The sequence below is a fragment of the Streptomyces sp. NPDC022552 genome, from assembly GCF_055561875.1.
The window spans coordinates 222,989-246,443 of the sequence record NZ_JBVHGJ010000005.1; the positions used below are offsets into that span (position 1 = coordinate 222,989).

A 23,455-nucleotide genomic window follows, 5' to 3' on the forward strand; every position below is an offset into this window, starting at 1 on the left:
GAGGCCTTAACTCACTTGGTTTCTAAGGTAATTGGCGATTTTTGATCATGCAGAAACGTGCCTGTCAACGGGTGCATATGCGAGCGTCCCAACCACCCGGCCTCGCCCTACTATCGGCTCGCCATGACAGCAGCAGGGAAGCACCAGGTGAGCCGGGCACAGACCCGGGGAAGCCGGCAGGGGCGAGCGGGCATCCGGGATGTGGCCGCCGCCGCCGGGGTCTCCATCACGACTGTCTCCGACGCGCTCAACGGCAAGGGCCGGCTCCCGGACGCCACCCGCCGCCACGTCCGCGAGGTCGCAGACCGGCTGGGCTATCGCCCATCCGCGGCGGCCCGCACGCTCCGTACCGGCAAGTCGGGCCTCATCGGCCTGACCGTGACGACCTACGGGGATGAACCTTTCACCTTCACCGAATTCGCGTACTTCGCGGAGATGGCCAGAGCCGCCACATCGGCCGCGCTCGCCCGTGGCTATGCCCTGGTCATCCTGCCCGCCACCTCCCGCCATGACGTCTGGTCGAACGTCGCCCTCGACGGCACCGTCGTCATCGACCCCTCCGACCACGATCCGGTCGTCACCGAGCTCGTCCGCCAGGGCCTGCCCGTCGTCTCCGACGGACGCCCCGCCGGCACGCTCCCGGTGACCGCCTGGGTCGACAACGACCACGAAGCCGCCGTACTCGACCTCCTCGACCACCTCGCCGCCGCCGGCGCCCGCCGGATCGGCCTTCTCACCGGAACCACCACCGACACGTACACCCGCCTGTCCACCACCGCGTACCTCAACTGGTGCGAGCGGGTCGGACAGGACCCCGTCTACGAGGCCTATCCGGCGCACGATCCGTGCGCGGGCGCCGTCGCGGCCGACCGGCTGCTCGCCCGCCCCGACCGTCCCGACGCCGTCTACGGACTCTTCGACCCCAACGGAACCGATCTGCTGGCGGCGGCCCGCCGCTACGGACTGCGCGTACCGGACGATCTGCTGCTGGTCTGCTGCAGCGAGTCGACCGTCTACGCCAACACCGAACCGCCCATCACGACCCTCTCGCTCAAACCGCGCCGGATCGGCACGGCCGTCGTCCAGCTCCTCATCGACGCCATCGAGGGGATCGACACCGACGGACCGGTCGAGCAGGTGATACCGACCGAACTCATCGTGCGGACGTCGTCCCAGAGGCGTTCGCCGCGCACGACGGTCAGTCCGCCCCGGTCACCCTCGAAGGACTGACGAAGCACGCGTACGCGCCGAAACCCGGCCCACGTCGGGTCGGGTGGGGTCGGGTACGGACCCGGAGCCGGACACAAACCAGGCCCCGGCCCTGCCCCGACCCTGGACTGGACCTTCTCAATTCGGGCGAAACAACCGGTGAACCCGGAGTGGACCCGGATTCACCACCCCTGGTGCGTCACACAGGCGGACCCTCATTCCTATGATGGGCGCACGACACCGCGGACCACCCCGACCAGGCCGGTCCGCGATGTGCAGGGCATCGCGACGGTGGTGGAGGGGTCGATGACTCAGGGGGCCGGGCAGGAACCCGTGGTGCGCACGGCGACACTGCGTGATTTCCGCGTACCGCCGTACGCCCGGGTGCCCGTGCAGGGCCAGGCCCCGGAGCCCCCGGCCGGGCACCCCGTCGTGCCGTACGAGCCCGGGGCGCCGGTCGGCCCGGGCACACCCGGCGAACCGGGCGTACCGTCGGCCGAATCCGGCGCCGCCGGCGTGCTGGCCCGCGAAGCCGGTGCCCCCGGCGCTGCCTTCGAACCCGGCACGTCCGGCCAGCCCGCCGCGCACGGGTCCTCCTTCGAACGGGTCGAGTTCGTGAAGCCTGTCGAATTCGTCGAACCTGCCGAGCCCGCCGAGGCGCACGAGCCCGTCGAGTTCGTCGAGTTCGTCGAGGCGCACGAGCCCGTCGCGCCGTTCGAGCCGGCGCACCCCGCCCGCGTCACCGTCACCGACCCCACGCTCCTCCTCGGCCGGCCCTCCTCCGCCCTCTCCGCGCTCTCCGCCCTGACCACCGTCACCCCCGCCGCCGCGGCACCCGGCCACCCCGGGAACGCCTTCCCGGACGACGAGTTCCCCGAGGGCTACACCCCCACCGAGCGCGACCTCCCGGTGATCAACCGGGGGGACACCGTCCAGGTCCACGTGGACCCGGCCCCGGCGCCCGCCCCGGCAGGCGAAGGCCCCGGCCCCCTCTTCGTGGTCGGCGACGTCCACGGCTATCTCGACGAGCTCGTCGAGGCCCTGCGCGAGCAGGGGCTCATCGACGAGAACGGCGCCTGGGCCGCGGGCAACGCCCGCCTGTGGTTCCTCGGCGACTTCACCGACCGCGGCCCCGACGGCATCGGGGTCATCGACCTCGTCATGCGCCTGTCCGCGGAGGCCGCGGCCGCCGGCGGCTACTGCAAGGCCCTGATGGGCAACCACGAACTGCTGCTCATCGGCGCCAAGCGCTTCGGGGACACCCCCGTCAACTCCGGCGCCGGCACCGCCACCTTCCAGGCGGCCTGGCTGCTCAACGGCGGCCAGAAGCACGACATGGACCGCCTCCAGGACGTCCACCTCCAGTGGATGTCCCGGCTCGACGCCGTGGTGGAGGAGGACGGGCATCTGCTGATGCACTCCGACACCACCGCGTACCTCGACTACGGCAGCACCATCGAGGACGTCAACGAGACCGTCCACGAGATCATCAACCGGAACGACGCGGACGAGGTCTGGGACCTGTTCCGCAAGTTCACCAAGCGCTTCGCCTTCCGCGACGACGCCGGTCCCCAGGCCGTCCAGGAGCTGCTCGCCACGTACGGCGGCGGCCGTGTCGTGCACGGTCACAGCCCCATCCCGTACCTCCTGGGCCAGGTCGGCACCGAGGACGGCGAGGGCGGCTCGGGCCCGATCGTCGACGGTCCGCATGTGTACGCGGACGGTCTGGCGATCGCCATGGACGGCGGAGTGACCATGGCCGGAAAGCTGCTGGTCGTCCAACTCCCCCTGCATGGCTGAGGCATAACCCTGCGCATCCGGGGAAGGCGATTTCGGGAAACCCCCTGTCACCCTGTGCCATAACCGCAATACCATCGGATCATCCGTAGCAGGCTCTCCTCCGTTTCCGCCCAACTGGCCGTTCCCCACGGTCAGCAAGGCCCTACGGAGCATCGGGGGATGCACATGAACGTGGCTCCGCACCTGCTGACCGAGGATCGTGCCGAGTACGTGCGACTCCTCGACGACGCACTGCGTAACGCGCACGACCATCCGGATCTCGCCGAGACCGGGAAACGGCTCACGGCCGAACAGCTGCGCGCGATGGCGCTGAACGCGACGGCTCTGATCACGGCCGCGGCGGCGGTCGAGTACGACCACTTCGTGAAGGTCCGCGAAGAGGGCCGCTCACCGACCGGTACGAGCGTGATGAACGCCGTCCTGGCGGCGGAGGGCGAGGGGCCGAGCGCCGGACCGGGCGCGGGCATCGTCGCGATCGTCACGGTCCTGGCACCGGTCCTCGCCGGCACGGCCGCGGTGATCTTTCTGCTGGTCGGCGCCGTACTGAAGGTGCTGGCACCCACGCTCGCGTTCGCCGACACACTGCTGACCGCGGGGTGGTTCTTCGGCGCCGTCGCCGCCGCCGGCCTCTTCTGCGCGGCGGTCGGGCTGCTACTCACGGCGCTGCGCAACCGGTCGACGCAGGTGGCCGCGAGCGATCCACCACCCGCCGAAGCCGACGACGAGCTGTCCCGCGCCCGCGAGGCCTGGCGCCGCGCGCTGGTGGAACGGGGCATCGTGCCGTTCCTGCGCGACGCCCTCGCCGCCCCCGCCCCCTTCCCGGCCACGCCGCCCGTCGCGCCGCCCCGTACCGACCGCATACCGAAGATCGGTTACAGCGGCCCGGACTTCAGCAGCCCGAACGAGGGCGCCTCGGGCACGCGCCCGACGTTCAGCAGCCCGGACTTCACCAGCCCGGACTTCGGCTCGCCGGACCACCACGGGCAGGAGTAGCCGGGCCCGGAGGACGGCCGAGGACACCGGCCGGATCAGGCCATGCCCGCTCCGTAGAACGCCGCGGCGGGCACGAGCCGCACGGCCCCCCGGCCATGCGGTCCGACCCGCCGCTTCGTGCGTCCCGCCACACATACGTACGGAAGCGCGCCGCTACTCAGCCAGCGGCAGATACACCCGGTTGCCCGCGGCCGCGAACTCCTTGGACTTCTCCTCCATGCCGGCCGCGATCTCGTCCGACTTGAGGTCGCCACCGTGCTCCCGGCGGATGTCCTGCGAGATCTTCATCGAGCAGAACTTCGGACCGCACATCGAGCAGAAGTGCGCGGTCTTCGCGGGCTCGGCCGGCAGCGTCTCGTCGTGGAACTCGCGGGCCGTGTCCGGGTCGAGTGCCAGGTTGAACTGGTCCTCCCAGCGGAACTCGAACCGCGCGTCCGACAGCGCGTCGTCCCACTCCTGCGCCCCCGGGTGCCCCTTGGCCAGGTCGGCCGCGTGCGCCGCGATCTTGTACGTGATGACACCGGTCTTCACGTCGTCGCGGTTGGGCAGGCCCAGGTGCTCCTTGGGCGTGACGTAGCAGAGCATCGCCGTGCCCCACCAGGCGATCATCGCGGCGCCGATGCCCGAGGTGATGTGGTCGTACGCCGGGGCGACGTCCGTGGTGAGCGGGCCGAGCGTGTAGAACGGCGCCTCCTCGCAGATCTCCTGCTGGAGGTCGATGTTCTCCTTGATCTTGTGCATCGGGACGTGGCCCGGGCCCTCGATCATCGTCTGCACGTTGTGGCGCTTGGCGATCGTGTTCAGCTCGCCGAGCGTGCGCAGCTCCGCGAACTGCGCCTCGTCGTTGGCGTCGGCGATCGAGCCGGGCCGCAGACCGTCGCCCAGGGAGTACGTGACGTCGTACGCCGCCAGGATCTCGCAGAGCTCCTCGAAGTTCGTGTAGAGGAAGTTCTCCTTGTGGTGCGCGAGGCACCAGGCGGCCATGATCGAGCCGCCGCGCGAGACGATGCCGGTCTTGCGGCGGGCCGTCAGCGGCACGTACGGCAGCAGCACGCCGGCGTGGACCGTCATGTAGTCGACGCCCTGCTCGGCCTGCTCGATGACGGTGTCCTTGTAGATCTCCCAGGTCAGCTCCTCGGCCTTGCCGTCGACCTTCTCCAGGGCCTGGTAGAGCGGAACGGTGCCGATCGGCACGGGAGAGTTGCGCAGCACCCACTCGCGGGTGGTGTGGATGTTGCGGCCGGTGGAGAGGTCCATGACCGTGTCGGCACCCCACTTGGTCGCCCAGGTCATCTTCTCCACCTCCTCCTCGATGGAGGAGGTCACGGCGGAGTTGCCGATGTTGGCGTTGACCTTCACCAGGAACCGCTTGCCGATGATCATCGGCTCGATCTCCGGGTGGTTGACGTTGGCCGGCAGCACCGCGCGGCCCGCCGCGATCTCCTCCCGTACGACCTCGGGGGAGACGTTCTCGCGGATCGCGACGTACTCCATCTCCGGGGTGATCTCGCCCCGGCGGGCGTACGCGAGCTGCGTCACGGCCTGGCCGTCGCGGCCCCGGCGGGGCTGGCGCGGCCGGCCCGGGAAGACCGCGTCGAGGTTCTTCAGGCCACCACGCGGCGACGTGTGCTTGATGCCGTCGTCCTCGGGGCGGACCGGGCGACCCGCGTACTCCTCCGTGTCACCCCGCGCGATGATCCAGTTCTCGCGCAGCGGCGGAAGACCCCGCCGTACGTCGGTGTCGATGGTGGGGTCGGTGTACGGACCGGACGTGTCGTACAGCGTCACGTCCTTGCCGTTGGTGAGGTGCACCTGACGGACGGGCACTCGGAGGTCGGGGCGCGAGCCCTCGACGTATCCCTTGTGCCAGCCCGGCTTGCGCTCGTCCTGGCTGGTGGCAGGCGTGCGTGCATCCTGAATGGTCATGAGACCGATCTCCCTACGCCGGCATTACCCGGTAACAGGTTCGGCGGTCGGCGCAGCCTCCTCCCGTACGTACATGAGTACGCCCGTACGGTGATCAGCGCCCTCTCAGCCCGGTGCTCCGAGCTCCCGCGTGTGCAAAGGTGGCACCACGCTAGCGTCAACCCGGCCATGCTGAACAGTGGGCCCCCGCCGTTCTTGCGATGATCGGTCGGTGACCTCCTCGCAGCAGACCCCGGAACCCGACGGCCACGACGAACACGGCGACGTCGGTCACGGGCACGGCCACACCCACAGTCATGGGCCGGCCGCGCCCGTCTCCCGGCATCTGCGCAGGGTCATCGCCGCGGTCCTGATCCCGTTCGCCACGGCCGTGGTGGTCGGGCTGGTCGTCCTGTGGCCCGGCGGCGCCCCGGAGCACGAACGCACGGGCGTCGGCTTCGACCGGCAGACCTACCAGGGCACGGTCACCAGGGTCGAGCAGGTCGACTGTCAGGACGTGAACGCCGCCCAGGTGCCGCCGACCGCGGACCCCTCGACGCCCCAGGGGCGCGAGGCGGCCAACGCGCAGCAGGGGCAGTGCGAGAAGGCGACGATCGAGGTCACGAGCGGCCCGGACCAGGGCCGCACCTTCACCGAGATCGTGCAGCCGGACGCACCACGGCAACTGGACGAGGGACAGGGCGTGGTGGTGGCGTACGCGCCCGACGCCCCGCGCGATCTCCAGTACTCGGTGACGGACGTCAACCGCAAGGTTCCGCTGGCCGTCCTCGCCGGGATCTTCGCCCTCGCGGTCGTGCTCGTGGGACGGATGCGGGGCGTGATGGCCCTGATCGCGCTCGCGATCAGCTTCATGGTGCTGACGCTCTTCATCCTGCCGGCGATTCTGCAGGGGTCGAATCCGCTGGTGGTGGCGGTGGTCGGATCGAGCGCGATCATGCTGATCGCGCTCTACATGTGCCACGGACTGTCGGCCCGCACCTCGGTCGCGGTGCTCGGGACGCTGATCTCGCTGCTGCTGATCGGGTTCCTGGGCTCGTACTTCATCAGCTGGGCGTCGCTGACCGGGAACACCGACGACAACACCGGTCTGATCCACGGTCTTTACCCGGAGATCGACATGTCGGGTCTGCTGCTGGCCGGCATCATCATCGGTTCGCTCGGTGTGCTCGACGACGTGACGGTGACACAGACCTCGGCGGTGTGGGAGCTGCACGCGGCGGATCCCCGGATGGGGCCGCGCGCGCTGTACCGGGCCGGGATCAGGATCGGCCGCGACCACATCGCGTCCGTGGTGAACACGCTGGTGCTCGCCTACGCCGGTGCGGCCCTGCCCCTGCTGCTCCTCTTCTCCATCGCGCAGAGCAGTGTGGGGACGGTGGCCAACAGCGAACTGGTGGCGGAGGAGATCGTCCGCACGCTGGTGGGGTCGATCGGGCTGGTCGCCTCGGTGCCGCTGACCACGGCTCTCGCGGCCCTGGTGGTCTCGGCCGACCGGCCGGGCGGCGGGGAGAAGCGTTCAGCCAGGGGCGGGCGCCGCCGCCGCGCCAAATGACGGGCGGGCGGTGACGGGACGGGGACCTCAGGACTGGGACGCGCCGGCCCTCGCGGACGAGCGCGGCTTGCTCAGCCCGCGTTCTCCTCCGCGAGGATCCGGCCGAGCGCCGCCTCCAGGTTGTCCTCGAAGTCACCGAATGTCCGTTCCTGACCGAGCGGAACGAGCTTGTCCGTACGGTCGAGGAACGCGACGAGCGGCGGAGCACTGGCCCGGAACAGGGCGCGGTCGCTGCCGACCTGGAGCCGGATGGCGACGTCCGAAAGGGCCTCGGGGTCGGTGGGCGCGATGTGCACATCGCCGTCCCCGCTCGGTCCGTTGATCCCGTCGAGCAGCAGCTCCCGACCGAACGCCCAGGTCACGGGGGCGTCTCCGGGGAGGTGGAAGGTCATCCGCACCGCGTAGGGATCCCGGGTCTCGTAACGCAGCTCCACCGGGATCCTGAAGGAGAGCTCCTCGGAGACGAGGAAGCTCATCAGAACCTCGGCCTGAACCGACTCTCGCATGATGTACCCCGCAGTAGATGAAGCAGTTGTGTAAACACAGCAGCTGAAAGCTGGGACCAAAACGGCCAGGAATGATCCCTCACGGCCCTCTTGACGCAATCGTGCTGTACGCACTAGCAGATCACAAGGAGTGATTTTTCAGATACTGATAGAGAAAGCGAAGCTACTGAAGAGCCTTCCGATCTCATTGCGTAGTCGATCGACTGCGGGCAGCAACCGTTCTTGCTGGTGAAGAGGGAGAGAAATGGCCATCGCGGCCGCGGTGGACCCCGCAGTGATGGGGATCGCGGCGCAGACCGTGCCGAGCGCATATTCCTGACGCTCCACCAGGGGCTCCATTCGCCCCATAGCGCCCAAACGTTCCAAAAGGGCACGCCGGTTACGCACCGTGTACGGAGTGATGGATTCCACCGGATGGCGATCGAGGTGGTCTTGACGAGTCTTCAGATCCAGTTGACTGAGCAGACACTGACCGATCGCATGCGCGTGACCCGTCTCGCGGAAGTCGGCCCACTCGTCCACGGCCGGGGCGGAGGGGGTGTCGGCAACGGCGACGAGCTCGATCTCACCCTCGCGGTAGATCGCGAAGTAGACGGGGACGCCGATCTCGTCGCGCCAGTGCGCGAGCGAGTCTTCGATCTTGGTGCGACGATTCTGCAGGTCTCCGCCGCCGGCCAGTCGACCGGCTGCGTCGCCGAAGACGAACACACCCTTCTCGCGCCGGAGATAGCCCTCGTGCGTCAGGGTGCGGAGCAGGTGGTACGCGGTGGGCAGTGGGAGCCCAGCCTCGCGCGCGAGTTGTTTGGCGGGAGCTCCGTCCTCATGGGAGCCCACGGCCTCCAGTAGTCTCAGCGCCCGCTGCACCGAGCCGATCAGGGTAGGAGCGGCGGACTGCATAGCCGTGGCCAAAGGTCACCCCCAGGCATGACGACGGGTGCCGTACACCCGCCCGCGGGGGCCGCCCCCGCGCGCCCGCCGCGGCCTGGGAACCGGTGGGGTCCATGGCGGACCCGCCCGGGACGGGGTGGACCCTCGCAGGTCGATGCGGAGGTCTACGCCAGTTTTCCCCGGGGCGGCAGAGCTGTGCCACTCTAATGGCAGCTCCCAGGCCTGGCCCTGGATTCCCGGGCCGCGTCCCCCGCCCGGGCTAACACCCGGGCGGCCCGCCCCTACCGCTCGGTAGCGTGTGCTACCAATCCTCGCGCGACGTCGACGAGGACATGAACTTCCGTACGACGTAGATCAGTCCACCGACGAGTGCGACGAAGACCAGCACCTTGAAGAGCAGACCGATCACGAACGTCGCGATGCTGGTGATCAGGCCGCCGAAGACGAACAGGGCGATGACGGGTATGGCGACCCACTTCACCCACCAGGGCATCCCCGCGAGAATCTCTCGTACCGCCATCGTGCTTCCCTCATCTCCGAAGAGTCCGTCCCACGCGCTCTGCGCCGGACACTCTCGATGCTAGGGGTGACACCTGTGCCCGCGGGGGCCTCGGAGCCCTTGCTCTCCCCTGATCCACCCCCTAGGGGAGTTCAGCTCTCCGGTGGTGAGAACACCACCATGACCCGCAGGTCCTCGGTGATGTGGTGGAACTTGTGGGCCACACCGGCCGGTACATAGACCACACTGCCGCGCGCCACCTGCGTCGTCTCCATCCCGACCGTGATCGCGGCCCGCCCGCTGACGACGAAGTACACCTCGTCCTGGCCGTGCGGCTGCTGCGGATCGAGCGAGCCGGCGTCGAGCGCGTACAGACCGACGGACATGTTCCGCTCCCGCAGGAACTGGAGGTACGCACCGTCGTTGGCGGCGCGCTCCGCCTCGAGCTCGTCCAGTCGGAATGCTTTCATCGTGCGTCTGCCCCTGCCGTTGGCCCGATCATGTCTGCCACGATCAGACACATGAAGAATTTCGTAGTCAAGACGCTCGCGAACGCGGGCGCATTGGGAGTGGCGATCTGGCTGCTCCAGGACATCACCCTGACCGGTGACAGCACGGGCAAGAAGGCCTGGACGCTCATCCTCGTCGCCCTGGTTTTCGGGCTGGTGAACTTCTTGGTGAAGCCGATCGTCAAACTGATCTCGCTTCCGCTGTTCATACTCACCCTCGGCCTGATCACGCTGGTGATCAACGCCCTGATGCTGCTGCTCACCTCCTGGCTGGCGGAGCAGCTCGATCTCAGCTTCCATGTCGAGGGCTTCTGGACCGCCGTCCTCGGCGGCCTGATCATCTCCGTCGTCTCCTGGGCGCTCAACGTCGTGCTCCCCGACGGGGACTGAGTGCGGACCATGACGTACCGCGTCTGCTTCGTCTGTACCGGCAACATCTGCCGCTCGCCGATGGCCGAGTCCGTCTTCCGCGCCCACGTGGAGGCGGCCGGCCTGGCGGGCGCGGTCGAGGTGGACAGCGCGGGCACCGGAGGCTGGCACGAGGGCGACGCCGCCGATCCACGGACGGCCGCCGTCCTGGAGGAGCACGGCTACGCCTCCGGGCACACCGCCCGCCAGTTCCGCGCCTCGTGGTTCCCCGCGCTCGATCTGGTGATCGCTCTCGACGAGGGCCACCTGCGGGCGCTGCGCGCGCTCGCGCCGACCCCGGAGGACGCGGCGAAGGTGCGGCTGCTGCGCTCGTACGACCCGGCGGCCGACGACCTCGACGTGCCCGACCCGTACTACGGAGGGACGGACGGCTTCGAGGAGTGCCTTGAGATGGTGGAGGCGGCGAGCGAGGGACTGCTGGCCGCTGTGAGCGAGAGTGTGGAGGAACGGGCGGTATGAGCAGGGACACGTTCGGGGGCGCCGAGGGCATCGGCGACGGGACACGGGCGGTACGGGCGGGCCTTCCCGAGCCGGTGAAGTACGAGCCGACCCTGCCGGGACCGGTCTTCGCCGCCCACTTCCATCTGCCGGGCGACCCCACCGGCCCCTATACGTACGGGCGGGACGAGAACCCCACCTGGACCCACCTGGAGCGCGCCATCGGCGAGCTGGAGGCGCCGGGGGAACCGGGCGTCGAGACGCTCGTCTTCGCCTCGGGCATGGCCGCCATCTCCGCCGTCCTCTTCTCCCAGCTCAGGTCCGGCGACACGGTCGTCGTACCGGCCGACGGCTACCAGGCGCTGCCCCTGGTGCACGAGCAGCTCAGGGCGTACGGGATCGAGGTCCGCACCGCGCCCACCGGCGGCGACGCCCAGCTGTCCGTACTGGAGGGCGCGCGGCTGCTGTGGATCGAGACGCCCTCCAACCCCGGGCTCGACGTCTGCGACATCCGCCGTCTGGCGCGGGCGGCCCACGAGGCCGGCGCCCTGGTCGCCGTCGACAACACCCTGGCCACCCCGCTCGGCCAGCGACCCCTGGAGCTGGGCGCGGACTTCTCCGTCGCCAGCGATACCAAGGGCATGACCGGGCACGGTGACATCCTCCTCGGCCATGTCAGCTGCCTCGATCCGCGGCTCGCGGCGGACGTGCGGCGCTGGCGCAAGATCGTCGGGGCCATCCCCGGCCCCATGGAGGCCTGGCTCGCCCACCGTTCCCTGGCCACGCTCCAGCTCCGGATCGACCGGCAGTGCACCTCGGCACTGGCCCTCGCGGAGGCGCTGAGCAAGCGGGCCGAGGTGACCGGGCTGCGGTATCCCGGACTGCCGGACGACCCCTCCCACACGGTGGCGGCGACGCAGATGAAGCGCTTCGGATCCGTGGTGTCCTTCGTCCTGCCCGACCGGGACCGGGCGGATCGGTTCCTCGGCGCGCTACGGCTCGTGGACGACGCCACCAGCTTCGGGGGTGTCCGCTCGACGGCCGAGCGGCGCGGCCGGTGGGGCGGCGACGCCGTGCCGGAGGGCTTCGTCCGCTTCTCCGTCGGTGCGGAGGACCCCGAGGACCTGATCGCGGACGTCCTGCGCGCCCTCGACGCGGCCGAAGCGGCCACAACCCGCTGAGGCTCGGCACGTGACGTCCGAGTGCCGTCCGTGTGCTTTCCGGAGCGCCCCGCACGGAACCGGGGCGCTCCGAGCCTCCCCCCTCATGGCTCGGAACACCCCGGGTTCCACGCGCGGAGACCGCCTGAACAAGGCTAGTTGACTCTGCGTCAGTGTCCAATCACGGTAGCGACAGAGACCTATCGACTTATTTATAGTTGGACGGTCCTGAGGCGCAGTCAGCCGACCGCCTGAGTCGAACGGCCGACGCGGCCGGGAGGGGGCGGACATGGATCTCGCCCTGCTGCGCACCTTCGTCGCGGTGCACCGGGCCGGCTCCTTCACCCGCGCCGCGGCCCTTCTCGGACTCTCCCAGCCCGCCGTCACGAGCCAGATCCGCACCCTGGAACGGCAGCTCGGCCGCCCGCTCTTCCTCAGACAGGCCCGTGGGGTCACCCCCACCACGATCGGCGACGAGCTCGCCCACCGTGCGGCCCCGCATCTGGACGCGCTCGTGGAGATCGCCGAGACCGGTCTGGACGAGGAGAACGGCGTCCGCACCCTCCATCTCGCCGGGCCTCCCGAGTTCACCTCGATGCGTGTGCTGCCCGCCCTCACTCGGCTGGTCTCCCACGGGCTCGCGGTGCGGGCCGCGTTCCCCGCCACGACCGAGGAGATCCTCGACGGGCTCGCCGCGGGCCACCACGATCTGGCCGTCGCCACCGCCCGCCCACGCGGAGGGCTCTTCAGCTCCACTCCGCTCTGCGACGAGGAACATGTGCTGGTCGCCGCCCCGCGCTGGGCCGCCCGGCTGGCGCCCGACCTGTTGCTGCGCAAGGGCGCCGTGGTCCTGGAGCAGCTGCCGGTGGTGGAGGTGCACGAGTCGTTGCCGTTCGTCTCCCGCTACTGGGCAGCCGTCTTCGAGACCAAGCCGGCCGCGACCGCCACCGTCGTGGCGCCCGATCTGCGGGCCGTCCTGGAATCCACGGCCGCCGGGGCGGGGCTGGCCGTCCTGCCCCGCTATCTGTGCGAGGAAGCCCTGGAGCAGGGCCGCCTCGTGGCGCTCCTCGATCCGCCGGTGCCACCACTGCGGACGTACTTCCTCGTCGTCCGGACCGGGACCCTCGCACTGCCGCACATCGCGCGGGCGCACGAGTGGCTGCTGCGAGCCTCCGGAGACTGGTGAGTTTCAGGACACCCGTGGCGGGCCATTTTCTTCCCATGACCGAACGTCCTGTGGTCAAGCGCACCGCACGCGCCATTCTGCTCGATGGAAACGACCTCATCCTGATCAAGCGCACGAAGCCGGGGGTGGATCCCTACTGGCTGACGCCGGGTGGCGGGGTCGAGCCCTCGGACACCACTGTCGTCGAAGCCCTCCACCGCGAGGTGCACGAGGAGCTCGGCGCCAAGATCACCGATGTGGTCCCCTGCTTCGTCGACACCGTCGAGCACATCGTCGACGGCGGTGTCTCGGGAGTGAAGGTCCAGCACTTCTTCGTCTGCCGGCTAGATTCGATGGACCCCTCACTGCGGCACGGCCCCGAGGTGGAGGAGCCCTGCGGCGAGTACGAGATCGTCCGGGTGCCGTTCAGCCGGGTCGGCATCGCCGCCGTCCATCTCGTGCCGCTGTCCCTGCGTCACTACCTGGACGGCAATATCGAGGGGGTCCGCGCGATGCACGCCCCCGACCTGGGTTAGGAGCTCGACAGGAGTTCCAGCTCGGGAAGGGAGTTCCTGGGTCAGGACGCGAGCTCGGTCAGGAGGTCGTGGCGGATCCGTTCCAGGGGGATTCCGATCCCCCGCAGGGTGTCCACCCCGCGCCGGATCATGCCGGGCGGGCCCGACAGATAGGCCTCGTACTCGGTCCACGGCCCGTACTGGCCCACGACGTCCGGCAGCTGGGCCTGGTCCTCCTCGGTGACCGGCCGCACCGACAGCCAGGGGTACGTCTTCTGGAGCCGCATCATCGTGTCGATGTCGTACAGGTCGTGGCCGCTGCGCGCCCCGTAGAACACCTCCACGGGGCGCCGGTCCCCGTGCTCGGCCACGTCCTCGACCAGCGCTTTGATGGGCGCGATCCCAGTGCCGCCGCCCAGGCACAGCAGCCCGTTGTCCGTGGAGTGGTCGACCGTCATCGACCCCGCGGGCGGGCCGAGGCGCAGGACGTCGCCTGGTCGCGCGTGGTGCACCAGGGCATTGGAGACCCAGCCGGCCGGGACCGCCTTGACGTGGAGGGTGAGCAGCCCGTCGGGGCGAGGCGCCGAGGCGAAGGAGTAGTGCCGCCACACACGCGGCCACCACGGCGTCTCGAGCGTCGTGTACTGGCCGGCGAGGAAGGTGTACGGCTGGTCGGGCCGCAGCGTGATCACAGCGATCTCCGGGGTCCGCAGATCGTGCGAGACGACCTCGGCCTGCCACCAGGCGGGCGCGTGCAGCTCGCTCTCGGCCGCCGCGTCGATCATGATCTGCGAGATCGTCGTGTACGTCCGCACCCAGGCGGCCTCGGTCTCCTCGTTCCAGGTCAGGGTGGCGTACCGGATCAGCGCCCCGATCAGCGCCTCGCCTACGGCCGGGTAGTGCGTCGGCCGGGTCCCGTACTTGCGGTGTCCACGGCCCAGGTTCTGGAGGTACTCGGTGAGTACGGGGGCGTCGTCCAAGTGCTCGGCCGCCGTCAGCAGCGCCTTGAGGAGGCGGTCGCGCTGGGTGTCCATCGCAGCGGGGAACATCGCGCGCAGCTCGGGGTGGCGGACGAAGAGCAGGGCGTAGAAGTACGAGGCCACCTTGTCGGCGACGGGAGCGATCTCCGCCAGGGTGCGGCGGATGAGGATCGCGTCGGGGGACGGCCCGTTGCGGGACGGCCGGTCGGAGGATGGCCCCGGGACTATCCGGGGCGGTGCTTCGCCGTCGTCGTGCACGGCCTCTTCCATCGTGTGCCTCGCCTCACGCCTACGGCTCTTGTCGCCGCAGCTTGACAGGTTTGGTCACCGGTTCGGACAGAAAGTGGAATTCTCGGGCATTAGCCCCGCGGCGCGAGCTAGGCTGCGCTCTTTCGGACCAGGTCGTACGCCTCGCGCAGATCGCCTCCGGTGTAGGCGTGGCGGGACAGCCCGGCCAGATGGTGATCGGCGTTCACCGCCACGGTGAGCGGCACGGCGGCGAAGAGTTCCGCGTCGGACATCGAGTCGCCGTAGGCCACACAGTTCTCCAGGCCCAGCCCGTACTCCGCGCAGAGCCGGCGCGCGATGCTCACCTTCGCCGCAGCGTTGAGGATGCCCGGACGGTGGATGGGCGCGGTGAACGGCACCGGTGGCCAGAGGGAGCCATGGGCTGCATCGGCCCCCCAGTCGAGAAGGCGCTCGACGAAGAAGTCCGGCGAGAGCGAGATGACGGCGCAGCGCCCTCCCTGGGCATGGATGTCCGCCCAGACCTCACGGATACCGGCCAGCCAGGGCGCCCCTTCGAAGGCGGCCGTGACCTGCTCCGTCGTCAGGGCGGACCACAGAGCGTGGGCCTGAACCGCGAACTCGTCGGGCGTCATGCCGTCCAGCAGAAAGCCGCGCTCCAGGGCGGCGATCTCCTCGGCGAGACCGAGCTGCCGCGAGATCTCCACGGCGGCCGCCGAGCCCCGGATCAGGGTGCCGTCGAGGTCGAAGAGATGGAGCCTGCCGGCGCCCGGGGAAGTGGTCATGTACGCCGAGGCTAGTACGTGTGGTTACTCCCCCTGTCAGACGCGAGGCGAGGGGGCGGGGCGGCACGGTGTTTCACGTGAAACATCTCCAGCGCCCCGCTCGACGGGCTCTCCTCGTCGTCCATGCCGCCGTCTCCGTGTCGTGGCTCGGGCTCAGCGTGGGACTGCTGACGCTCGGCATCACGGCCTACACGACCCGGGACCCCTCGCTCACCGAAGCCTCCTACCGTGCGATGAAGGTGTTCGCGGACTGGCTGCTCGCTCCGGTCGCGGTGGTGACCTTGGTGAGTGGGCTGGTCCTCTCCCTGGGCACTCCCTGGGGACTGGCCCGGCACCGCTGGGTCTGGATCAAGTTCTGGATCACTCTGGCCACGGCGACCGCGACCGTCTTCGCCCTGCGCCCGGAGATCGAGCACGCGGCGGCAGCCGGGGTGCCGGACGCCGGCCTGGTGTCGGCGCCGACGGTGTCGACGGCGGCCTATCTGTTCATGACCGCGATCTCCGTGCTGAAGCCCTGGGGACTGACGCGCCGGGGTCGTCGCCTGCGGGCACGGACCAGTTCCCGTAAAGCGGTGGACGAACGATCATTGCGTCCGACAGCCTGAGCCCCATGCCGACGTCGCTCACCCCGCTCGATCAGCTTCCCATCCGTATCCTCACCTCAGCGGATCTCACCGCCTGCGCCGATCTCTCCGAGGACCGGGGCTGGCTGCGTGAGGAACACAAATGGAACCTCCTGCTGACCGCGGGGACTGGGTACGGCATCGACGACCCCGACGGCAAGGGGCTGATCGCGGCGAGCGTGGTCACCTCGTACGGACCCGGGCTCTCCGCGATCGGCATGGTGCTCGTCGCTGAGCGGTACGCCCGCCGGGGAGTGGGGCGCCGTCTGATGCACCACGTGGTGGCCGAGGCCGGGGACACCCCGCTCACGCTCCATGCGACCCCGAACGGTCAGCCGCTCTACGAGCAGCTGGGCTTCGCCCAGACGGGCCGCGCGGAGATGCTCAAGGGCCACTTCACCGCGACGGAACCGGTCCCGGAGATCGCGACCCGCGCTGCCACGGCCGAGGACCTCCAGACGGTGCTCCGCCTGGACACCGAGATCTTCGGCCTGGACCGGACCCATATGATCACCCGCCTGCCGGCCTTCGCGGACCATCTCCGTGTCGCCGAGGAGGACGGCGAGATCACCGGCTTCGCCGCGGCCTGGCCCAACATGGACACCCATGTGATCGGCCCCCTGATCGCTCGGGACACGGCCACCGCACAGGCCCTCGTCGCCGCCCTTGCCGCCGCCACCGACCGTCCCCTGCGCACGGACATCGACGTACGCCATGAGGCGCTGCTGACCTGGCTCAAGGCGAACGGCCTCGCCTCGATCGCCTTCAACGCGGTCATGGTGCGCTCCCTGCCCGACCTGCCGGGCGACTGGGGCCGCCGGTTCGCACCCCTGACCGTCGCGGCGGGGTAGAGCCCGAGTAATTGCACACGCGGGCTTTTGCGCTCATCGTCTACTCTGGGAAAAGCCGCTCCGGACCGAGGAGAGACCATGACCGCGACCGCCCCCGCACTCACCGCCCTCTCCCAGGGGTGGTGCGCCCTCTCGTTGCTGCACGGCAGGATCGAATCCCACATCGAGCGCGCCCTGGAGTCGCAGCACGGCCTGAGCGTGCGCGAGTACTCCCTGCTCGATGTGCTCAGCCGCCAGCACAGCGGTCCGGGCGGGCACCTCCAGATGAAGCAGGTCGCCGACGCCGTCGTCCTCAGCCAGAGTGCCACCACACGACTGGTGACCCGCCTGGAGGACCGGGGCCTCCTGACCCGCTACCTCTGCGCCACCGACCGGCGCGGTATCTACACCGACGTCACCGAGGCCGGGATGGAACTCCTCACGGAGGCCCGACCCACCAACGACCGGGCGCTGCGCGAAGCCCTCGACGAGGCGGCCAAGAACCCGGAGCTGGCCCCCCTGGTCCGTGTCGTCGAAGGCCTGCACGTTCCCGCCTAGCCGCCCTCAGCGTCCTGTTTCACGTGAAACAGACGTTCAGAGGCCGCGCCACCCCGCCTCGTCCACTCCGCCCGGGATCGCGTCGCTCCGCTCGTACGGCTCCCGGGTGAAGACGAAGGACCCCAGATCGAGATGGCTCACCGAGCCGTCGGGACGCCGGACCGGGCGGAGCGTCTCCCCCAGGTAGTAGCCGTTCAGGCCGATCCAACCGCCCTCCGGAAGCGCCCGGAAGGTCGCCCGCCGTCCGACACCGCTCAGCGGTTCGAGGGTCGCGCCCCGGTCCGGACCGAGGCGCAGCCCGAACGCGTACGTGCCCCAGTACCAGGGCCCGGCAAGGTCCAGCAGCTCCTGGTCCACCTCGCCCTCGGGCATCGGCCTCCACGGCTCGGGGAACCTGGGCTCGGCCTCCGCCACGATCCGTACGAGATCGGCCGCCACCGACGCCATCAGGGGCCCGGAGGTGGCATTGGCGAGGGCGACCGCCGCGACGCCGTCCTCGACGCTCACCCAGAGACAGGCGACGAAGCCCGGCAGCGAGCCGGTGTGGCCGATCAGCGTCCGGCCGTCCCTACGCAGCAGCTGGACACCCAGTCCGTAGCCGCCCTCCCAGTCACCGGCACCGGGCGCCGACGCCGGCGTGCGCATCTCCTCGACCGAGGCCGCGCCGAGCACACGGTCGTCGCCCTGCGCGAGGAACCGAGCGAAGCGGCAGAGGTCCTCGGCCGTCGACCAGAGCTGTCCGGCCGGCGCCATCAGCCCCAGATCCTCGGAGGGTTCGGGCAGCATCACGTCCGCCCACGGGTGTACGGCCCAGCCGCCGGCGTGCGGAGCGACCGGCTGCACGCTCGTCCGCGTCATCCCCAGCGGCTCCAGGATCTCGCCGCGCAGCGCCTCCTCCCAGGAGACCCCACGCAGCGCCTCGATCAGCGAACCGAGCAGCGTGTACCCGGGGTTGGAGTAGTGGAAGTGGCGCCCCACCGGGTGGAGCACCGGCTCCTCACCGAGCACATCGGCCAGCTTCGGCCGTACCGTCCCGGGCGTCCGCTCCCACCACGGACCGGGGCTCTCCGCCGCGAGACCCGCCGTATGGGCGAGGAGTTGGGCGATGGTCGTCTCGCCGACGTCCGTGCCCGGAAGATGCTTCTCCAGAGGGTCGTTCAGATCGAGGAGGCCCTCGTCACGGAGCCGCATCACCAGAACGGCGGTGAAGACCTTGGTGAGCGAGCCGATCCGGTACTGCGTGTCGGCGTCCGGGGCGTGCCCGTCGACACAGCTGCGCGCCCCGCTCCACACCATGGCTCCCTCGCGGGCCACGGCCCCGACGAAGGAGGGCGTACGTCCCTCGGACTGGGCGACCGCGACACGGTGCAGCAGCACCCGTTCGGTACTGGGAAGCAGAGCTTCGAAAGGTGAGGTCATGGACCGATCCAACGCGCTGCCCGAGCGGGCGTCGACCATATTTCCCGTCGGATACCCGTGTGGCGGGCGCGAGTTCGGCTCCCCATGATCCTCACAGCTTGCCGGATCAGGGCGCGAGCGCCCTTTACGCGTCCCACCACGGCGTTCCAGGGCAGGACGTTTCTACAGGTCAGACCCGCCTCGGCGTTCCAGTCTCCCGGAAACCGCGCGTCGGCTTGCCCCGGCTTTCCTGGAACGGATTCTCTGTTGCCGGGCCGGACGGAAACGCCGACCGGCCGCGGATCACCGACAGCACACCACCGGGGGAACACATGAAGCTGACACACGCCACCAAGACGCTCCTCGCCGGCCTCACGCTGGTCAGCACGCTCTCGCTGACCGCCTGCAGCGGCGACGACGCCACCACGAACGCCAAGCCCACCGGCTCGGCATCCACCGCTCCCTCGGGCAGCAGCACCGGCACCGGCCCGACCGAGGCAGGCACGGACACCAGCGGAAGCGGCAGCGGAAGCGGCAGCGGCCAGAGCACCGGCAAGAGCAGCGGCGGTGGCAGCGGAAGCGGCGAAGAGGCCACGGCGGGCACGGGTTCCAGCGGCAAGCCGTCCGGCATCTGCCGCAGCGACGAGCTGGAGGTCAGCGCGGTCGACAACACCACCGACATGGTGGAGGGCATCGTCACGGTCCAGTTGAAGAACGGCGGCGGCCGTGACTGCACGATCCGCGGCTTCGCCGGCGTCGACCTGAAGACCACGGCGGGCGACACCCTGTCGGTGGCACGCAACGGCGACAAGCCCGTCTCCGGCGTTCTGAAGGACGGCGAGTCCGCTGCCTTCAACATCACGTTCCCGCTCAACACGACCGGCGGCACGGGTGTAAGCGTGTCCAAGATCCTCGTCACCCCGCCGAACGAGACGAAGACGATCACCCTGAACTGGCCGGCGGGCTCCCTCCCGGTCGACAACCCGGACTCCCCGAACCGCCCCCTCCGGATCACCCCCGTCGGCAAGGTCGGCTGATTCCCCGCCGACTGACCCCCCGTCGGCTGCTTCGCGGGTGTGCCCGCCTCCTGTGTCCAGGGATGCCCTGGACACAGGAGGCGATCAGGTCTGTGCCATGTCGACGAAGCGCGAGTAGTGGCCCTGGAAGGCCACCGTGATCGTCGCCGTCGGACCGTTTCGGTGCTTGCCGACGATGATGTCCGCCTCGCCCGCGCGCGGTGACTCCTTCTCGTAGGCGTCCTCGCGGTGGAGCAGGATGACCATGTCCGCGTCCTGCTCGATCGAGCCGGACTCACGAAGGTCGGAGACCATCGGCTTCTTGTCGGTGCGCTGTTCGGGGCCACGGTTCAGCTGCGAGAGCGCGATCACCGGCAGTTCGAGCTCCTTGGCCAGGAGCTTGAGGTTTCGCGACATGTCCGAGACTTCCTGCTGCCGGCTCTCGGACCTCTTGGCGCCGGACTGCATCAGCTGGAGATAGTCGATGACCACGAGCTTGAGCCCGGCACGCTGCTTGAGCCGGCGGCACTTGGCGCGGATCTCCATCATCGACAGGTTCGGGGAGTCGTCGATGTAGAGCGGCGCCTGGGAGACGTCCGGCATCCGGCGGGCCAGCCGGGTCCAGTCCTCGTCGGTCATGGTGCCGGAGCGCATGTGGTGCAGCGCCACCCGGGCCTCCGCCGAGAGCAGACGCATCGCGATCTCGTTGCGGCCCATTTCGAGGGAGAAGATGACGCTGGGCAGGTTGTGCTTGATGGAGCAGGCCCGGGCGAAGTCCAGGGCGAGCGTCGACTTACCCATGGCGGGGCGGGCCGCGATGATGATCATCTGGCCCGGGTGCAGTCCGTTGGTGAGCTGGTCGAGATCGGTGAAGCCGGTCGGGACACCGGTCATCTCGCCGCTGCGGGAGCCGATCGCCTCGATCTCGTCGAGCGCGCCCTCCATGATGTCGCCGAGGGGCAGATAGTCCTCGGTGGTGCGCTGCTCGGTGACCGCGTAGATCTCGGCCTGGGCCGAGTTCACGATCTCGTCGACGTCGCCGTCGGCCGCGTATCCCATCTGCGTGATCTTGGTGCCGGCCTCGACGAGACGGCGCAGCACGGCGCGCTCATGGACGATCTCCGCGTAGTACGCCGCGTTGGCCGCGGTCGGCACCGACTGGACGAGCGTGTGCAGATAGGAGGCCCCGCCGACACGGGTGATCTCGCCCCGCTTGGTGAGCTCCGCACCGACCGTGATCGGGTCGGCCGGCTCGCCCTTCGCGTACAGGTCGAGGATGGCCGCGTAGACCGTCTCGTGGGCGGGCTTGTAGAAGTCATGGCCCTTGATGATCTCCACGACGTCCGCGATGGCGTCCTTGGAGAGCAGCATGCCGCCGAGGACGGACTGCTCGGCGTCGAGATCCTGCGGGGGCACCCGCTCGAAGCCGGAGAGGCCGCCGTCCCAGGGGCCGCTGTCGCTGCCGCGGTCGTGCTGGTCCTCACGGCCCCGACCCCGTCCACGGCTCTCACCGCGAGGGCGTGCGACGGGCAGCCGGTCACTCGGTCCGCTGTCGGCCCAGGGGTCGTCCAAGGGCTCGGGAATGCTCACCAAGCCACCTCCTCCCGTCCGCTCCGCGGACCTCGCCGTGCCACTCTTTCTTACGCCACGGCTCGGACAAACAAGAGGCTTTGACTCCGCTTTTGGCGCGTCGTGCGCCGGACCACGGTAGGCCCGTCGGCACCGTCAGCCAATCTGGTTATCCACAGGGCCTGTGGGTGAACGACCAGATGCTGTGGAGAACTCCGCCGAACCTGTGCACGGACCGGGGGACAGCCATGTGGACAAACTCATAGCCCGCCCTGCGACACCACCCTGACCTGCACGTTTTCGATCCACGGGCTGTGGGGGAGAAAAACTTTTCCCTCCGGACCAAGATCAGAACAAACGGCGCACACCCGAAGCTCCACACCAAGGATATGTAAGGGCTCTAGTCCCATTGCATCTCTTACCTGTGGAAGATTAGATTGAGACCCATGACCCAGGCTCCCCCGACCCCCAAGGCTGTCCGTCGGCAGCACGACCGAGAGATCATCTCGCTCGCCGTCCCGGCCTTCGGCGCGCTCGTGGCAGAGCCGCTCTTCCTCATGGTCGACAGCGCCATTGTCGGACATCTCGGCACTCCCCAGCTCGCCGGTCTCGCCATCGCGGCAGCCCTGCTCACCACCGCCGTCAGTGTCTTCGTCTTCCTCGCCTATGCGACCACGGCCGCAGTCGCCCGCCGGGTGGGAGCCGGTGACCTCACAGCAGCCATCCGCCAGGGCATGGACGGCATCTGGCTCGCGCTCCTCCTGGGCGCGGCGGTCGTCGCCGTCACCCTGCCCGCCGCCCCCTGGCTGGTCGACATCTTCGGCGCCTCCGACACGGCCACCCCGTACGCCATCACCTATCTGCGCATCTCCAGCCTGGGCATCCCGGCCATGCTGGTGGTCCTGGCCGCCACCGGCGTCCTGCGCGGCCTCCAGGACACCCGTACACCGCTCTACGTGGCCATCGGCGGCTTCGCGGCCAACGCCGTTCTCAACGTGGGCCTCGTCTACGGCGCCGGAATGGGCATTGCCGGCTCCGCCTGGGGCACGGTCATCGCCCAGTGCGCCATGGCCGCCGTGTACCTCGCCGTGGTGGTCCGTGGAGCGCGGCGCCACGGCGCCTCCCTGCGGCCGGACGCGGCCGGCATACGCGCCAGCGCCCAGGCGGGCGTCCCGCTGCTCGTCCGTACGCTCTCCCTGCGGGCGGTCCTGATGATCGCCACCGCCGTCGCGGCCCGTATGGGCGACGCCGAGGTCGCCGCCCACCAGATCATCCTGTCCCTGTGGAGCCTGATGGCCTTCGCGCTGGACGCGATCGCCATCGCGGGCCAGGCCATCATCGGCCGCTATCTCGGCGCCGACGACGCCGACGGTGCCCGACAGGTCTGCCGCCGCATGGTCCAGTGGGGCGTGGTCTCGGGCGTCGCCCTGGGCGCACTTCTCATTCTCGCCCGTCCGCTCTTCATCCCGCTCTTCACCGGGGACACCACGGTCCAGGACACCCTGCTCCCGGCTCTCCTGGTCGTCGCGGTCTCCCAGCCGATCGCCGGCGTGGTCTTCGTCCTCGACGGCGTCCTGATGGGTGCGGGCGACGGCCCCTATCTGGCCTGGGCCATGCTGCTCACGCTGGCGGTCTTCGCCCCGGTCGCCCTCCTGGTCCCCGCCCTCGGCGGTGGGCTCACCGCCCTGTGGTGGGCGATGACCCTGATGATGACCGTCCGCATGCTGACCCTCTGGCTGCGCTCGCGCTCCGGACGCTGGATCGTCACTGGCGCCACGCGGTGAATGTTTCACGTGAAACGCCGTGTTTCACGTGAAACGGCGGCCCGGCAAGGAGCTGGGTTCCCGTGAGACGGCGGAAG

23 protein-coding genes are annotated in these 23,455 nt (G+C 69.7%); 14 read left to right on the forward strand and 9 right to left on the reverse strand.

Annotated elements, in window-relative coordinates; all coding sequences use genetic code 11:
* The first annotated feature begins 123 nt into the window (after positions 1–123).
* The 3 genes from ACZ3OF_RS16595 to ACZ3OF_RS16605 all read left to right on the forward strand — a co-directional run bounded on the left by ACZ3OF_RS16595 (position 124) and on the right by ACZ3OF_RS16605 (position 4,002).
* Entirely contained in the window at positions 124–1,230 is a 1,107-nt protein-coding gene (locus ACZ3OF_RS16595; protein WP_351658196.1) for a LacI family DNA-binding transcriptional regulator, read from the forward strand.
* A gap of 285 nt (positions 1,231–1,515) precedes the next feature.
* On the forward strand, positions 1,516–3,009 hold the full coding sequence (locus ACZ3OF_RS16600; RefSeq protein WP_467305191.1) for a metallophosphoesterase: 1,494 nt from the start codon (positions 1,516–1,518) through the stop codon (positions 3,007–3,009).
* A gap of 159 nt (positions 3,010–3,168) precedes the next feature.
* Positions 3,169–4,002: a hypothetical protein gene (locus tag ACZ3OF_RS16605; protein WP_467305193.1), complete on the forward strand. Its 834-nt coding sequence runs from the start codon at positions 3,169–3,171 to the stop codon at positions 4,000–4,002.
* A gap of 153 nt (positions 4,003–4,155) precedes the next feature.
* Here the strand turns inward: ACZ3OF_RS16605 and thiC are convergent, their stop codons facing one another.
* A complete protein-coding gene (gene thiC, locus ACZ3OF_RS16610) occupies positions 4,156–5,928 on the reverse strand; it encodes a phosphomethylpyrimidine synthase ThiC (protein ID WP_361670237.1) in 1,773 nt (590 codons plus the stop codon).
* 211 nt (positions 5,929–6,139) lie between these two features.
* Here thiC and ACZ3OF_RS16615 point away from each other — a divergent pair, with 211 nt between their 5' ends.
* A complete protein-coding gene (locus ACZ3OF_RS16615; protein WP_467305196.1) occupies positions 6,140–7,480 on the forward strand; it encodes a YibE/F family protein in 1,341 nt (446 codons plus the stop codon).
* A 71-nt stretch (positions 7,481–7,551) separates the two neighbouring features.
* Here ACZ3OF_RS16615 and ACZ3OF_RS16620 read toward each other — a convergent pair whose 3' ends face one another.
* The 4 genes from ACZ3OF_RS16620 to ACZ3OF_RS16635 form a co-directional block, all read right to left on the reverse strand.
* The gene (locus ACZ3OF_RS16620) at positions 7,552–7,986 is read right to left on the reverse strand and encodes an SsgA family sporulation/cell division regulator (RefSeq protein ID WP_361600136.1); all 435 of its coding nucleotides are present in this window, start codon (positions 7,984–7,986) and stop codon (positions 7,552–7,554) included.
* Positions 7,987–8,124: 138 nt separating this feature from the next.
* Positions 8,125–8,883, reverse strand: a complete 759-nt coding sequence (locus tag ACZ3OF_RS16625) for an IclR family transcriptional regulator (RefSeq protein ID WP_361670231.1) — start codon at positions 8,881–8,883, stop codon at positions 8,125–8,127.
* A gap of 292 nt (positions 8,884–9,175) precedes the next feature.
* Positions 9,176–9,394, reverse strand: coding sequence for a DUF5326 family protein (locus ACZ3OF_RS16630; RefSeq protein WP_361435453.1), 219 nt, complete (start codon positions 9,392–9,394; stop codon positions 9,176–9,178).
* 131 nt (positions 9,395–9,525) lie between these two features.
* A complete protein-coding gene (locus ACZ3OF_RS16635) occupies positions 9,526–9,843 on the reverse strand; it encodes a cupin domain-containing protein (RefSeq protein WP_355110745.1) in 318 nt (105 codons plus the stop codon).
* A gap of 51 nt (positions 9,844–9,894) precedes the next feature.
* Between ACZ3OF_RS16635 and ACZ3OF_RS16640 the strand changes: the two genes are divergently transcribed.
* The 5 genes from ACZ3OF_RS16640 (at position 9,895) to ACZ3OF_RS16660 (ending at position 13,610) form a co-directional block, all read left to right on the forward strand.
* Positions 9,895–10,272 (forward strand): phage holin family protein, encoded by a 378-nt coding sequence (locus ACZ3OF_RS16640; RefSeq protein ID WP_260231340.1) that lies wholly within the window; start codon positions 9,895–9,897, stop codon positions 10,270–10,272.
* 9 nt (positions 10,273–10,281) lie between these two features.
* On the forward strand, positions 10,282–10,770 hold the full coding sequence (locus ACZ3OF_RS16645; RefSeq protein WP_467305203.1) for a low molecular weight protein-tyrosine-phosphatase: 489 nt from the start codon (positions 10,282–10,284) through the stop codon (positions 10,768–10,770).
* Positions 10,767–11,930, forward strand: a complete 1,164-nt coding sequence (locus ACZ3OF_RS16650; protein WP_467305205.1) for a cystathionine gamma-lyase — start codon at positions 10,767–10,769, stop codon at positions 11,928–11,930. Before ACZ3OF_RS16645 ends, ACZ3OF_RS16650 begins: the two co-directional genes overlap by 4 nt.
* Before the next feature lie 268 nt (positions 11,931–12,198).
* Positions 12,199–13,095, forward strand: coding sequence for a LysR family transcriptional regulator (locus ACZ3OF_RS16655; RefSeq protein ID WP_467305207.1), 897 nt, complete (start codon positions 12,199–12,201; stop codon positions 13,093–13,095).
* 35 nt (positions 13,096–13,130) lie between these two features.
* Positions 13,131–13,610 carry an NUDIX hydrolase gene (locus tag ACZ3OF_RS16660; RefSeq protein WP_361670219.1) on the forward strand — a complete coding sequence of 160 codons (480 nt, stop codon included), beginning with the start codon at positions 13,131–13,133 and terminating at the stop codon, positions 13,608–13,610.
* 41 nt (positions 13,611–13,651) lie between these two features.
* On the opposite strand, the gene ACZ3OF_RS16665 is transcribed toward ACZ3OF_RS16660, so the two are convergent.
* Together ACZ3OF_RS16665 and ACZ3OF_RS16670 are read right to left on the reverse strand one after the other, a co-directional pair.
* On the reverse strand, positions 13,652–14,839 hold the full coding sequence (locus ACZ3OF_RS16665; protein ID WP_467305210.1) for a globin domain-containing protein: 1,188 nt from the start codon (positions 14,837–14,839) through the stop codon (positions 13,652–13,654).
* 107 nt (positions 14,840–14,946) lie between these two features.
* The gene (locus tag ACZ3OF_RS16670) at positions 14,947–15,600 is read right to left on the reverse strand and encodes an HAD family hydrolase (RefSeq protein ID WP_361670213.1); all 654 of its coding nucleotides are present in this window, start codon (positions 15,598–15,600) and stop codon (positions 14,947–14,949) included.
* 77 nt (positions 15,601–15,677) lie between these two features.
* On the opposite strand from ACZ3OF_RS16670, the gene ACZ3OF_RS16675 reads away from it, so the two are divergent.
* From ACZ3OF_RS16675 to ACZ3OF_RS16685, 3 genes are all read left to right on the forward strand, one after another.
* Positions 15,678–16,205 carry a DUF2269 domain-containing protein gene (locus tag ACZ3OF_RS16675; protein ID WP_467305213.1) on the forward strand — a complete coding sequence of 176 codons (528 nt, stop codon included), beginning with the start codon at positions 15,678–15,680 and terminating at the stop codon, positions 16,203–16,205.
* 5 nt (positions 16,206–16,210) lie between these two features.
* On the forward strand, positions 16,211–17,074 hold the full coding sequence (locus ACZ3OF_RS16680; protein WP_361670206.1) for a GNAT family N-acetyltransferase: 864 nt from the start codon (positions 16,211–16,213) through the stop codon (positions 17,072–17,074).
* Between the two features lie 78 nt (positions 17,075–17,152).
* A complete protein-coding gene (locus tag ACZ3OF_RS16685) occupies positions 17,153–17,611 on the forward strand; it encodes a MarR family winged helix-turn-helix transcriptional regulator (RefSeq protein ID WP_361670203.1) in 459 nt (152 codons plus the stop codon).
* Positions 17,612–17,647: 36 nt separating this feature from the next.
* On the opposite strand, the gene ACZ3OF_RS16690 is transcribed toward ACZ3OF_RS16685, so the two are convergent.
* Positions 17,648–19,030: a serine hydrolase domain-containing protein gene (locus ACZ3OF_RS16690; protein WP_361670200.1), complete on the reverse strand. Its 1,383-nt coding sequence runs from the start codon at positions 19,028–19,030 to the stop codon at positions 17,648–17,650.
* A gap of 311 nt (positions 19,031–19,341) precedes the next feature.
* Between ACZ3OF_RS16690 and ACZ3OF_RS16695 the strand changes: the two genes are divergently transcribed.
* Complete coding sequence (locus ACZ3OF_RS16695; RefSeq protein WP_467305216.1) at positions 19,342–20,046, forward strand: DUF4232 domain-containing protein; 705 nt, start codon at positions 19,342–19,344, stop codon at positions 20,044–20,046.
* Between the two features lie 84 nt (positions 20,047–20,130).
* On the opposite strand, the gene dnaB is transcribed toward ACZ3OF_RS16695, so the two are convergent.
* Positions 20,131–21,615 carry a replicative DNA helicase gene (gene dnaB, locus ACZ3OF_RS16700; RefSeq protein WP_361670194.1) on the reverse strand — a complete coding sequence of 495 codons (1,485 nt, stop codon included), beginning with the start codon at positions 21,613–21,615 and terminating at the stop codon, positions 20,131–20,133.
* Positions 21,616–22,040: 425 nt separating this feature from the next.
* Between dnaB and ACZ3OF_RS16705 the strand changes: the two genes are divergently transcribed.
* Complete coding sequence (locus tag ACZ3OF_RS16705; protein ID WP_361670191.1) at positions 22,041–23,378, forward strand: MATE family efflux transporter; 1,338 nt, start codon at positions 22,041–22,043, stop codon at positions 23,376–23,378.
* Positions 23,379–23,455 lie beyond the last annotated feature (77 nt).